Raw genomic sequence first — 12,220 nt, 5'->3', positions numbered from 1 at the left:
GGCGGCGCCGGCCCCGGCAGCCCCGGCCTCGGCAGCCCCGGCCCCCGCGGCCCCGGCCCCGAGCGCCGGAGCGGTCGACACGGCGCTGTCATTCGCCACCCAGCAGCTCGGCGACCGCTACGTGCTCGGCGGCTCCGGGCCGAACGTCTGGGACTGCTCGGGGCTGACCAAGGCCGCCTACGCGGCGGCGGGCATTTACATTGGCGCGCACTCGGCCACCAACCAGTACCGCACCATGGCCAACGAGGGTCGCCTGGTGCCCTTCAGTCAAGCTCAGCGCGGCGACCTCGTATTCTGGGGCGGGGGTGGTGACTACTACCATGTGGCTATCTACGTGGGCGGCGGCAAGATCCTCGAGGCCCCGAACCCGTCCTCGCCCGTGCGCATCCACGGCATCTGGTCTGCCGGCGACGTGGCTCCCTACGTGGGCCGACCCGGCTGACCGGCGAAACGGATCACCGGGTTGTCGGGTGCGTGGGCATCCAGGGCGTGTCTGCGAATTCGTGTCACCACACCACGATGGCGCTCAGGACAGCTCCGCCCCGGTAGGTGAGGGCGGGTTTGTCGTGGCGAGTGGCAAGTCCGCGCCACAGCTTGCGGGTGTGGCAAGCCGGCGTCGCCGCTCGAGGAGCGCGGGGACGAACGAGGGGGCAGCACGTGTGGGGTCGCCACTTCACGAGTTGCAGTAGTCGCACCATTCTGGGGCTGCCAGTGCGTGATTTCGTGGTGTCCGGATCTGGTGAGTGCACCGGCCGCAGCCGTGGATATCGGCTGCGATGGCCTGGGTTGCCGATCCGCAGAAGGAGCAGGGCAGGCCGTGTTCGACGTTGACGTGGCCAAACCCGGGCGCCCGGCAGGCCGGACACTCGGTTGAGAGACGCTGGGCCATTTTCTCGCACAGTGCTCGGATGGCTGCGGCGCGGGATGGTGCCTTGTGGGCGCGATAGTCCGGAAGTATCACAACGATCGGTGCTGTTTCAGAAGTGCTTCAGCGGTGTCGCCGAGGATCTCGAATTGGGTGATGTTTTTGTGGGTGACCGTGTGGTTCTTCTGTGTGCCGTGCAGGATCACGCCTTGGTCCAGGAAGCCGATAGCCGACGCGAACGTGATGGCTTCGCTGGCGCTAACGATGTGTCGTCCTCCGGCCACTGGCGAGGTGCTGACGCTGCCTTCGGCAATCTTCAGGCCCAAGGTGGTACATGTCCCGCCGGGCAACTGCTTCCCGGCGGGTACGCGGGCCCGGTATGGCTGGACATCGGCGGGATCATCCCTGGTCTGCGCGTGATCCAGGTCCGGGACGAGCCTCGGCAGCCCGACCTCACTCACGCTCGCCATCACGGCAGTACGAGTCACGGGTCGATTCTGCCGACAATCCTCACCGGACTGCAGGAGACGCGTCCTAGTGGCCCTCTTCCGCCAGTTTCGTGAGGCCGTCGCGCACGATCTGGTCGGCCTCCGCGGCGTCGCCCCAGCCCTCGGTCTTGACCCATTTGCCGGGTTCGAGGTCCTTGTAGTGCTCGAAGAAGTGCTCGATCTCCTTGCGGGTGTACTCCGGGATGTCGGTGACGTCCTGGATATAGTCCCAGCGCGGGTCGCCCGCGGGAACCGCGATGACCTTTGCGTCTGAGCCGCCGTCATCCGTCATATTGAACACGCCGACCGGGCGTACCGACAGGCCGACCCCTGGGAAAAGGGGAAACTCGATCAGGACCAGGACGTCGACCGGGTCGCCGTCGAGTCCCAGGGTGTTCTCGAAGAAGCCGTAGTCGGTCGGGTACACGAAGCTCGTGTAGAGAACACGGTCCAGGTACACCCGCCCGGTCTCGTGATCGACTTCGTACTTGTTGCGGCTCCCGCGAGGGATTTCAATTACTGCGTCGTATGCTGCCATGGCCTGGTCTCTCCCTTGTTCACAGTCTGTCGATAACGTTACTGGATGGAGTCCCCACGCCGCCCGAGGCTCACCCCGGCGATCGCCGATGTGCGCCGCCATGTACGCACCCTGCTCACCGAGGCCGGCCCGGCCCGCGGCGGCGGCCTGGTGCTGGTCGGCCTCAGCGGGGGAGCCGACTCGCTCGCCCTGGCCGCAGCCACCGCTTTCGAGGCGCCGCGCGCGGGCCTGCGCGCCGGGGCGGTCATCGTCGACCACGCCCTGCAGGCCGGCTCGGCCGGCGTCGCGGCGGCCGCGGCCGGGCAGGCGCGGGAACTCGGCCTCGACCCGGTTCTCGTTCTTCGGGTCACGGTCGACCACGGCACGGATGCCGGCGGTCCGGAGGCCTCCGCCCGCACCGCTCGGTACGCGGCCTTCGACCAGGCGCGGCGGGAGACCGGCGCGAGCCACATCCTCCTCGGGCACACACTCGACGATCAGGCCGAGACCGTGCTACTCGGCCTTGCCCGGGGATCGGGCCCCACAAGCCTGCAGGGAATGAAGCCGGTCGGCGGACCGATTCTGCGGCCGCTGCTGGGCATCCGTCGCGCCCGGACCCGGCAATTCTGCGTGGATGCCGGCCTGCACCCCTGGCAGGACCCGCACAACGACGACCCCCGCTTCCAGCGGGTGCGGGTACGCCAGACCGTGCTGCCCGTACTCGAGCGGGAGCTGGGGCCCGGCGTGGCCGAAGCACTCGTGCGCACGGCCGGGCAGCTGCGCGAGGACTCGAGCGCGCTCGACGACCTGGCCCGTGGTCTCAGCGAGCAGCTGAGTGAACCGCTCAGCGACTCTGCCGACGGCGCCGGAATCCGGCTGGACGCGAGCCGGCTCGAGACGAATCCGCCCGCGGTGCGCCAGCGGATCATCCGATTCTCGGTCGAACGGGAGTTCGGGGTGTCCCTGGAACGCGTGCACACGCTGGCCGTGCTGCGCCTGGTCACCGACTGGCACGGGCAGAAGCCGCTTGACCTGCCAGGCGTTAGGGTTATACGGCAGGACGGCTGGCTGATATTCACCGCGCCTGGACACGCCCCGAGCAAAGGACCCTCCCGCTCCCATGGAACCCCGCGACATTGAAGGCGACCTCACCGAGATTCTGATCGAGGAGGAGCAGATCCGCACCCGGCTCGCAGAGCTGTGCCGCCTGATCGAGGCGGACTATGCCGGCAAGGACCTGTTGCTGGTCGGCGTGCTCAAAGGAGCGGTCATGGTCATGGCCGATCTGGCGCGCGAACTCGTGCACCCGATCACGATGGACTGGATGGCGGTCAGCTCCTACGGGTCCGGCACGCAGTCCAGCGGCGTCGTGCGCATCCTGAAGGACCTCGACACCGACCTGCACGGTCGCAACGTGCTCATCGTCGAGGACATCATCGACTCCGGTCTGACGCTCTCGTGGCTGCTGTCCAACCTGAAGTCTCGCGGACCGGAATCCGTTGAAATCTGCGCCCTGCTGCGCAAGCCGGATGCCGCTCGCGTCGACATCGACGTGAAATACCTCGGTTTCGACATCCCGAACCAGTTTGTCGTGGGCTACGGTCTCGACTTCGACGAACGCTACCGCAATCTGCGCTCGGTGGGTGTTCTCGCCCCGCACATCTACAGCTGAGCCTGGTAGCGCTTTGGGCGAACACACGGTCTTCGTCCAGCGCGGTCACGGTAGCCTGACACCACGATGAACGTCAAGAAGCTACTGCGCGGGCCGCTCCTCTACATTCTCCTGGCGATTGTTGCTGTGTGGGTAGGGTCGAGTCTCATTACCATGTCGGGATTCAAAGAGATTCCGACCCAACAGGGACTGGAGTTCCTGAAAGACGGGAAGGTCTCCGAGGCCACGATCGTCGACGGCGAGCAGCGCGTCGACCTCACCCTGACCAAGGCGGATAAAGACCTCGGTAGCGAGGTCCAGTTCTACTACGTCGCCCCGCGCGGCGAAGAGGTCATCACGGCCGTCACCACTGCCAATCCGGCCGACGGCTTCACCGACGAGGTGCCGAAGTCCAGCTGGATCCTGTCGCTGCTCGGCATCATGCTGCCCCTGCTCCTGATCGGCGCGTTCTTCTGGTTCATGCTCGCCGGCATGCAGGGCGGCGGCAACAAGGTGATGCAGTTTGGCAAGTCGAAGGCCAAGCTGGTATCCAAGGAGAGTCCCCAGGTGACATTCGCGGATGTCGCGGGCGCCGACGAGGCCATCGAGGAGCTCGAGGAGATCAAGGATTTCCTCAAGGAGCCGGCGAAGTTCCAGGCCGTCGGGGCACGCATCCCCAAGGGCGTTCTGCTCTACGGCCCTCCCGGAACCGGAAAGACCCTCCTCGCCCGGGCCGTCGCCGGCGAGGCCAACGTGCCGTTCTACGCGATCTCGGGCTCCGACTTCGTGGAAATGTTCGTCGGCGTCGGCGCGAGCCGCGTGCGCGACCTGTTCCAGCAGGCCAAGGAAAACGCCCCGGCCATCATCTTCATCGATGAGATCGACGCCGTTGGCCGTCACCGCGGCGCCGGCATGGGCGGCGGGCACGACGAGCGCGAGCAGACCCTCAACCAGCTGCTGGTCGAGATGGACGGCTTCGACGTCAAGGCGAACGTCATTCTCATCGCGGCCACCAACCGGCCCGACATCCTCGACCCGGCGCTGCTGCGCCCCGGTCGCTTCGACCGTCAGATCGGCGTGGACGCGCCCGACATGCTCGGTCGCAAGCGCATCTTGGAGGTGCACTCCAAGGGCAAGCCGATGGCTCCCGGCGTCGACCTCGAGGTGCTGGCGCGCAAGACGCCCGGCTTCACCGGCGCCGATTTGGCCAACGTTCTCAACGAGGCCGCGCTGCTCACCGCGCGTTCCAACGCGCAGCTGATCGACAACCGCGCCCTCGACGAGGCAGTCGACCGCGTGATGGCCGGTCCGCAGCGCCGCAGCCGTGTTATGCGCGACAAAGAGAAGCTGATCACCGCGTACCACGAGGGCGGCCACGCGCTCGTGGCGACCGCGATGCGCAACACCGACCCGGTCACCAAGATCACGATCCTGCCCCGCGGCCGCGCCCTCGGCTACACGATGGTTATGCCGGTCGAAGACCGCTACTCCGTCACCCGCAACGAACTACTCGACCAGCTCGCCTACGCAATGGGCGGTCGGGTGGCCGAGGAGATCATCTTCCACGACCCGACCACCGGCGCCTCGAACGACATCGAGAAGGCCACCTCCACCGCGCGCAAGATGGTCACCGAGTTCGGCATGAGCTCGGCCGTCGGCCCGCTCAAGCTCGGGCAGGGTTCCGGTGAGGTCTTCCTCGGCCGCGACATGGGCCACCAGCGGGACTACTCCGAGCGGGTCGCCGAAAGCGTCGACGCCGAAGTGCGCCAGCTGCTTGAAGACGCGCACGACGAGGCATACCAGGTGCTGATCACGAACCGGGCCATCCTCGACGACCTGGCCGCCGAGCTGCTCGAGCACGAGACGCTCGACCAGCACGCGCTGGCCGGGCTCTTCACGGGCGTCGTCAAGCTGCCCCCGCGGCCGCAGTGGCTGTCCAGTGACAAGCGTCCGGTCTCCGACCTGCCGCCCATCGCGATGCCGACCTCCAAGGCCCTCATCGAGAGCGGAGTCGCCGATGGCAGTACCGCTGGCGAGACCGCCGCGCGCACTCCGGCCCGCACGCCGGCCCGTACCCCTCGCCCCGCCACCGCGTAGGCCCCCGGGTGGCAGTGGACAGGGTGCGGATCGAAGCCGCGGTCGCCGAGATCCTCGCCGCAATCGGCGAAGATCCCGCCCGTCCGGGCCTCAGGGCGACCCCTCGCCGGGTGGCCGAATCATACGGTGAGTTCTTCGCCGGGCTGGCGGTGGACCCGGTCGACCACCTGCGCGACACGATCCCGGTGGGCCCGCACACGGGTGAACTGGTGCTCCTGCGCGACATCGCCTTCCGCTCCGTCTGCGAACATCACCTGCTGCCCTTCCTCGGCATCGCCCACCTTGCCTACGTGCCGAACGAACGGGTCGTGGGTCTGGGCAAGCTGCCGGCCGTCGTCGACACGATCGCCGCCCGGCCCCAGATGCAGGAACGCCTGACCGAGGAGATCGCCGAGGCGCTCCAAATCGGGCTCGCACCGCTCGGCGTACTGGTCGTGCTCGACGCCGTGCACGGCTGCGTGACCGCCCGCGGTTCGCGCCAGACCGGCAGCTCGACCGTCACGATGGCCAGCCGCGGGTCCCTCGCCGATCCCGTGAAGCGCGCCGAGATCATGGCCCTGATCGGCTCCGGCCGGTGACCCGGCCGCGCACCCTGATCATGGGGGTGCTCAACGTCACACCGGATTCCTTCAGCGACGGCGGCCGGTGGGCGTCGACGGATGCCGCGATCATTCACGCCCTCGACCTGCAGTCCCAGGGAGCCGACCTGATCGACGTGGGCGGCGAGTCCACGCGCCCCGGCGCCGGCCGGGTCGCGCCCGCCGAGGAGCAGTCCCGGGTGATCCCGGTGATCAGCGAACTCGCCCGGCAGGGGCTTTCGATCAGTGTCGACACCCTCAATTCGAGCACCGCGGCCGCCGCGGCCGCCGCCGGGGCGCAGATCATCAACGACGTCTCCGGCGGCCTGGCGGACCCGCAGATGGCATCCATCGCCGCACGCAGCGGGCTGACCTACGTCGCCATGCACTGGCGGGCGCACGCCCCGAAGATGGACGACCTCGCTGTCTATGGCGACGTCGTCGCCGAGGTGCGGGCCGAGCTGGTTGCGCGGGTCGACATGCTCACCGCGGCTGGCCTGCCGCCGGAGAAGATCGTGCTTGACCCGGGGCTCGGCTTCTCGAAGCTGCCCGAGCACAACTGGCGTTTGCTGTCCCACCTGGACGCCTTCGCCGACCTGGGGTTCCCGGTCATGGTCGGTGCCTCTCGCAAGCGGTTCCTCGCCGGGGTGCTCCCGGCCGACGCGGGCGTGCTGGAACGCGATCTGCCGACCGCCGTGGTCAGCGTGCTGGCCGCGCAGGCCGGCGCCTGGGCGGTGCGCGTGCACGACGTCGCGGCGACGCGAACGGCGCTGAATGTGCTGGCACTGGCGGATTCCGCCAGAATGGGACCATGAGAAGCGACTCCATCACGCTCACCGGCCTGCGGGTCAACGCGCACCACGGCGTCTACGACTTCGAGCGGGAAAACGGACAGGACTTCGTCATCGACGTGACGGTTTGGCTCGACCTGCGGCATGCCGCCGCGAGCGACGATGTGACGCAGACCATCCACTACGGCGAGCTCGCCGTGGAGGTGACGGATGCTGCCCGGCACAACCCGGTCGACCTGATCGAAACCGTCGCCGAGCGCATCGCCGCCGCGGTGCTGGCGCACGACGCCGCCGACACGGTTCAGGTGACGGTGCACAAACCACAGGCACCGATCTCCGTACCGTTCACGGATGTCGCGGTGCAGATCGTGCGGACGCGCGCATGACCGACGCGACCCCGGCGCTGCTCGCCCTGGGCAGCAATCTCGGCGACCGCATGGCCACCCTCACCGCGGCGATCGACGCCCTGAAGCAGGTGCCCGGGCTCGAGCTGACCGGCGTCTCCCCGGTCTACGAGTCCGCCGCGGTGAAGGTCGGCGGCGTCGACGACGAGGCACCGCGCTATCTGAACCTGGTGGTCGGCATCCGTTACACCGGGCACCCGCACACCCTGCTCGACGCGGTGAACGCCATCGAGAACGACCACGGTCGGGTGCGGGTCGAACGCTGGGGCGACCGCACCCTCGACATCGACATCATCGTCTTCGGAACGGCCTCGCTGCACGACGAGCGCCTGACTATCCCGCACCAGCGGGCCGCCGAGCGCGACTTCGTGCTGGCCCCGTGGTTGGACCTCGACCCGGCCGCCGTGCTGCCGGGCCGCGGCCCGGTGCGCGCGCTGCTCGGCGCGATCAACACCACCGTGCAGCGGCACCCCGCCCTGCCGTCCGCGGGCGGCAGCCGGTGAAACGTACGCAGCCGTCGGCGCTGATCGCCCTGGGTCTGGCCGGCCTGGTCGTCGTGTTCCTGCTCGAGCTGGCCGCCGCGGCCGGCGGCTCGGCGATGTTCCTGCCCCCGGCCACCCTGCCGATCGCGCTGATCGCGATCGGGATCGGCGTCCTGGCGCTGGCCTGGCCGATCCGTCAGGCCATTCGCGGCACGGTGCGGAAACACGTCAACCCGTTCCTGGCCATCCGGGTGGCACTACTGGCGAAGGCGTCGGCGCTGAGCGGGGCGCTGCTTCTCGGCGGCGGACTGGGAATCGTGCTCTACATCCTGACCCGCTCGGTCATGCCGGCGGTAACATCGTTATGGCCTGCAATCGGGACGGCGGTAGGCGCCGGGATCCTCCTGACGCTGGGGCTGGTGGCCGAGCACTTTTGCACGCTTCCCCCCGATGACGACGATCAAGAGCAGGGAGAAGTGCGTGCCTGAGGCGGCTGTAGGACTGGACCTCCCCGACGTGGAGGAGTGGAAGCGCGTCTCCCCGCGTTATGTGGTGGTGGAGACGGTCGGCACGATCGTCTTCGGACTGGTGTTCACGGCCATGGCCGCGGCGGTGTGGCTGCTCCTCGACGTGCAGTGGGCGCTCTACGTGATCGGCGCGATCGTGTTGATCACCGGGGCCAGTGTCGCCTTCGAACCGCGCCGGGTGCGGGCCATCGGCTATCAGCTGCGACGCGACGACCTGCTCTTCCGCCGGGGCATCATGTTCACCCGGTTCGTGTCCGTCCCTTACGGGCGGATGCAGCTGGTCGATATCACGCGCGGCCCGATCGCGCGCTGGCTGGGTCTGGCCGACCTCAAATTCGTGACCGCGGCGGCCTCGTCGGGGGTGCTCATCCCGGGGCTCGCCGAGGCCGACGCGGAGAGCCTGCGCGACCGGCTCGTGGAGCTGGCCGAGAGTCGCCGGGCCGGGCTGTGACCACGCTCGCCGACGGGGAATGGCACCGGCTGCATCCGGCCAGCCCACTGCTGCGCGGCGGCATCTTCATCGTCGCCGTGCTCGGCTTCATCATCGCCAACCTTCGCGAGCGGCTGATCGACGTCTTCTTCGGGGTGCCGAGATACGGCGGGGACCCGATCGACGCGATCCTCGAGCGCGGCGTCGTCGGCTGGGCGCTGCTCGCGGTCGCGGTCGTGCTTGTGCTGATCCTGGCGGTCTTCTACCTGTCCTGGCGCATGCACACCTTCCGGGTCACCGGGGAGGTCGTCGAGGTGCGTAGCGGAATGCTCTTCCGCAGCAACCGCCGGGCCCGCCTCGACCGCATCCAGGGCGTCAACATCGTGCGCCCGTTCATCCCTCGCCTGATCGGCGCCGCGAAGCTCGAAGTCAGCGTGGCCGGTCAGGACGCCAATGTGCAACTGGCCTACCTGGGTTCGACCCTGGCCGACCAGCTGCGACGGGACATCCTTCGCCTCGCGTCCGGACTGCGGCAGCAGGCCGTTCCCGCCCCGGATGCCGCGCTGGCCCCGACCTCCCGTCTCGGTCTCGCTCCCGCGTCACCCCACTCTCCCGCGACCGCCGCCGCCGACCGGGCCCGGGATCTCTTCGCGCCCGAGCTGGACCCCGACGCCGCCCCGCCGGAATCGGTGGTGCGGATTCCACCCGGGAGGCTGATCGGATCCGTCGTGTTCAGCGGCTTCACGGTCTTCGTCGTGCTCGCCGGAATCGCCCTGATCGTCAGCGTGACCGCCGGCGGCAGCGACTGGCTGCTCGTAGCCTTCATCCCCACCCTGATCGCCAGCGTCAGCTTCTATTTCACCCGGGTCACCAAGTCGCTGCGCTACAGCATCGCCGGCACCCCCGACGGCGTGCGGGTCGGCTTCGGGCTGCTCACCACGAGCAACGAGACCCTGCCGCCGGGCCGGATCCACGCGATCGGCGTCTCGCAGCCGTTGCTCTGGCGCCCGTTCGGCTGGTGGCAGGTGCGCATCAACACGGCCGGCCACTCCAGCGCCCAGGGTGCCGCCGGCGAGGCCAACACCACAACCCTCCCGGTGGGCACGCTCGCCGACGTCGCCCGGGTGCTCGAATTGATCCTGCCCGGGTTCGACTCGGCGGAGCAGCAGGCCCTGATCGAACGGGGCCTCCGCTCGAAGGGCGGCGACGACGGCTTCACGAACGCGCCGCGCCGGGCGGCCTGGCTGCATCCGTTCTCGTGGCGCCGCACCGGCTACACCGTCGTGGGCGGCATCGCTCTGCTCCGGCGCGGCGTGATCTCGCGGGAGCTGGTGCTGGTGCCGCTGGCCCGGTTGCAGAGCGTCGCCATCTCGCAGGGCCCCGTGACCCGGATGCTGCGCCTCGCCTCCGCCCGGCTGCACACCGTCGCCGGGCCGGTGTCCGCCTACCTCGGGGTGGTGGCCGCCGCAGAGGCCCTGGTTTTCTTCGACCGGATCGCCTCCGGGGCCATCTCGTCGGCCCAGTCCGACACCAGCCACCACTGGAACCAGCCGATCCAGGACCAGCCGACCGCGGCCCAACCCACCTGGAAGCAACCGAACGGAGTCATCGAATGACGCCGCGTCCCGGACGCCTCGGGATCGGCATCATCGGTGCCGGCCGGGTCGGCCCCATCCTCGGCGCCGCCCTCGCCGGCGCGGGCCACGCGATCGTCGGGATCTCCGCCATCTCGCAGTCCAGCCGCGACCGGGCCGAGGCGATTCTTCCGGGCGCGCCCATCCTCACCGTTCCCGAGATCGTCGAGCGCAGCGAACTGGTCATCATCGCCGTGCCCGACGCCCAGCTCGAGAGCCTCGTCAGCGGGCTCGCGGCCGCCGGAACCTGGCAGGCCGGCCAGCTTGTGTTGCACACCTCGGCCCGGTACGGCACCGCGGTGCTGGCCCCGGCGCTGGCCGGTGGCGCGATCCCGCTGGCCATCCACCCGGCCATGAGCTTCACCGGAACCAGCATCGACCTGGCCCGCCTCGCCGACAGCTACTTCGCGGTGACGGCGCCTACGCCAGTGCTGCCGATCGGGCAGGCGCTGGTCGTGGAGATGGGCGGCGAGCCCGTGATCGTCGCGGAGGCCGACCGGGCTGCCTATGCCGAGGCCGTTGACACCGCCACGGCGTTCTCCACCTCGATCGTGGAGCAGGCCACCGGGCTGCTGGCCGGCATCGGCATCGAGCACCCCGGGGCGGTGATCGCGCCGCTGATGCGCTCCGCCATGGAGAACGCGCTGGCCCGCACCGGCCCCGACCGTCTCGACCTCTCCCAGCTCGACGCGCTGGACGCGCTCGACACCCGCGACCAGGACGGTTTCGACGAATGACACAACCGCAACACACCGGAGGACGAGTGAACGTGCTCACCAAACCAGCAGTCATCGGCAGCATCGAGGAACTGCGGAGCCGCCTGACCGACGCGCAGAGCCGCATCGAGAACGCGCGCGCCGAGCGCGGCGAGGCCGGCGGCACCCCCCGCGTCGTGTTGGTCCCGACCATGGGGGCCCTGCACGCCGGGCACCTGGCCCTGGTGCGCCGGGCCCGCAGCCTCGGCGACATCGTCGTGGTGTCGATCTTCGTCAACCCGCTGCAATTCGGGGTCGGGGAAGATCTCGGCAGCTACCCGCGCATGCTCGAGGCCGATGTCGCGGCTCTGGCCGCGGAGGGCGTGCCGTTCGTATTCGCGCCAACCAGCCAGCTGATGTACCCGGACGGCGCCGCTTCCACCCGGGTTGTCGCCGGCGCGGTCGGCAGCCTCTTCGAGGGCGCTGCGCGCCCCGGGCATTTCGACGGCATGCTGACGGTGGTCGCGAAGCTGTTCAACATCGTCGGCCCCGACGTGGCCGTATTCGGCCAGAAAGACGCGCAGCAGGTCTTCCTGGTCGAACGGATGCTGGCCGACCTCAACTTCCGCACCCGCATCGAGGTCGTCCGGATCGTGCGCGAAGACGGCGGCCTCGCCCTCTCCAGCCGCAACCGCGCGCTCGAACCGGCGCAGCGCGCCGCCGCCCGGGCGCTGTCCGCGGGGCTCGAGGCCGCAGCATCCGTCGCCGCCCAGGGGGTCGGCGCCGCGCTGCAGGCCGCCCACGCGCGGATCGACGTGCAGCCGCTGGTTAAACTGGACTATCTCGTTGTCGTCGACCCGCGGACCTTCCTTCCGGTCGGGGGCGAGCATCACGGCCCGGCCCGCATGCTGGTCGCCGCGCTGGTCGGTCACACCCGGCTGATCGACAACGTGGCCCTGGACCTTTCCTAGGCCGCACCACCCGCACGACCGTCACCAGCCAGACCCTCACCAGCCCGACCTTTCATCAACACGTCGTCACATTTATGAGCACGCGCGGGA

At 69.3% G+C, this 12,220-nt stretch carries 16 protein-coding genes; 13 read left to right on the top strand and 3 right to left on the bottom strand.

Going from position 1 to position 12,220, the window contains the following annotated elements:
* The coding region (locus tag CXY82_RS02940; RefSeq protein ID WP_146069035.1) for a C40 family peptidase at window positions 1-442 on the top strand (442 nt) is incomplete at its 5' end.
* 231 nt (window positions 443-673) lie between these two features.
* Here the strand turns inward: CXY82_RS02940 and CXY82_RS18480 are convergent.
* The 3 genes from CXY82_RS18480 to CXY82_RS02925 are packed head-to-tail and all read right to left on the bottom strand — an operon-like array spanning window position 674 to window position 1,891.
* Window positions 674-961 carry a DUF6671 family protein gene (locus tag CXY82_RS18480; protein ID WP_370443673.1) on the bottom strand — a complete coding sequence of 96 codons (288 nt, stop codon included), beginning with the start codon at window positions 959-961 and terminating at the stop codon, window positions 674-676.
* The gene (locus CXY82_RS02930; RefSeq protein WP_134544305.1) at window positions 958-1,353 is read right to left on the bottom strand and encodes a DUF6671 family protein; all 396 of its coding nucleotides are present in this window, start codon (window positions 1,351-1,353) and stop codon (window positions 958-960) included. The genes CXY82_RS18480 and CXY82_RS02930 overlap by 4 nt, the downstream gene beginning before the upstream one ends.
* Window positions 1,354-1,399: 46 nt before the next feature.
* The gene (locus CXY82_RS02925) at window positions 1,400-1,891 is read right to left on the bottom strand and encodes an inorganic diphosphatase (RefSeq protein ID WP_104102469.1); all 492 of its coding nucleotides are present in this window, start codon (window positions 1,889-1,891) and stop codon (window positions 1,400-1,402) included.
* Window positions 1,892-1,936: 45 nt separating this feature from the next.
* Here CXY82_RS02925 and tilS point away from each other — a divergent pair, with 45 nt between their 5' ends.
* From tilS to panC, 12 genes are all read left to right on the top strand, one after another.
* On the top strand, window positions 1,937-3,010 hold the full coding sequence (gene tilS / locus CXY82_RS02920; RefSeq protein ID WP_104169607.1) for a tRNA lysidine(34) synthetase TilS: 1,074 nt from the start codon (window positions 1,937-1,939) through the stop codon (window positions 3,008-3,010).
* Entirely contained in the window at window positions 2,991-3,542 is a 552-nt protein-coding gene (hpt, locus tag CXY82_RS02915; RefSeq protein ID WP_104169606.1) for a hypoxanthine phosphoribosyltransferase, read from the top strand. Before tilS ends, hpt begins: the two co-directional genes overlap by 20 nt.
* A 66-nt stretch (window positions 3,543-3,608) precedes the next feature.
* Complete coding sequence (ftsH, locus tag CXY82_RS02910; RefSeq protein ID WP_104169605.1) at window positions 3,609-5,618, top strand: ATP-dependent zinc metalloprotease FtsH; 2,010 nt, start codon at window positions 3,609-3,611, stop codon at window positions 5,616-5,618.
* Between the two features lie 8 nt (window positions 5,619-5,626).
* The gene (folE, locus tag CXY82_RS02905; RefSeq protein ID WP_104169604.1) at window positions 5,627-6,196 is read left to right on the top strand and encodes a GTP cyclohydrolase I FolE; all 570 of its coding nucleotides are present in this window, start codon (window positions 5,627-5,629) and stop codon (window positions 6,194-6,196) included.
* A complete protein-coding gene (folP, locus tag CXY82_RS02900; protein ID WP_370287922.1) occupies window positions 6,193-7,011 on the top strand; it encodes a dihydropteroate synthase in 819 nt (272 codons plus the stop codon). The genes folE and folP overlap by 4 nt, the downstream gene beginning before the upstream one ends.
* Window positions 7,008-7,373 carry a dihydroneopterin aldolase gene (gene folB, locus CXY82_RS02895; protein ID WP_104169603.1) on the top strand — a complete coding sequence of 122 codons (366 nt, stop codon included), beginning with the start codon at window positions 7,008-7,010 and terminating at the stop codon, window positions 7,371-7,373. The genes folP and folB overlap by 4 nt, the downstream gene beginning before the upstream one ends.
* Window positions 7,370-7,894 (top strand): 2-amino-4-hydroxy-6-hydroxymethyldihydropteridine diphosphokinase, encoded by a 525-nt coding sequence (gene folK / locus CXY82_RS02890; protein WP_104169602.1) that lies wholly within the window; start codon window positions 7,370-7,372, stop codon window positions 7,892-7,894. The genes folB and folK overlap by 4 nt, the downstream gene beginning before the upstream one ends.
* Window positions 7,891-8,361: a DUF3180 domain-containing protein gene (locus CXY82_RS02885; RefSeq protein ID WP_104169601.1), complete on the top strand. Its 471-nt coding sequence runs from the start codon at window positions 7,891-7,893 to the stop codon at window positions 8,359-8,361. The genes folK and CXY82_RS02885 overlap by 4 nt, the downstream gene beginning before the upstream one ends.
* Window positions 8,354-8,851, top strand: a complete 498-nt coding sequence (locus CXY82_RS02880) for a PH domain-containing protein (protein WP_233199181.1) — start codon at window positions 8,354-8,356, stop codon at window positions 8,849-8,851. Before CXY82_RS02885 ends, CXY82_RS02880 begins: the two co-directional genes overlap by 8 nt.
* A complete protein-coding gene (locus tag CXY82_RS02875; RefSeq protein WP_104169599.1) occupies window positions 8,848-10,446 on the top strand; it encodes a PH domain-containing protein in 1,599 nt (532 codons plus the stop codon). Before CXY82_RS02880 ends, CXY82_RS02875 begins: the two co-directional genes overlap by 4 nt.
* Window positions 10,443-11,201 carry a Rossmann-like and DUF2520 domain-containing protein gene (locus CXY82_RS02870; protein ID WP_104169598.1) on the top strand — a complete coding sequence of 253 codons (759 nt, stop codon included), beginning with the start codon at window positions 10,443-10,445 and terminating at the stop codon, window positions 11,199-11,201. Before CXY82_RS02875 ends, CXY82_RS02870 begins: the two co-directional genes overlap by 4 nt.
* Window positions 11,198-12,130, top strand: coding sequence for a pantoate--beta-alanine ligase (gene panC, locus CXY82_RS02865; RefSeq protein WP_104169597.1), 933 nt, complete (start codon window positions 11,198-11,200; stop codon window positions 12,128-12,130). Before CXY82_RS02870 ends, panC begins: the two co-directional genes overlap by 4 nt.
* The last annotated feature ends 90 nt before the right edge of the window (window positions 12,131-12,220 follow it).

It is taken from the genome of Cryobacterium sp. M23, from assembly GCF_002929655.1.
Classification (GTDB): Bacteria; Actinomycetota; Actinomycetes; order Actinomycetales; family Microbacteriaceae; genus Cryobacterium; species Cryobacterium sandaracinum.
Note: the sequence above shows the minus strand (reverse complement) of the source record. Positions and strands in the feature narration are given on the sequence as shown.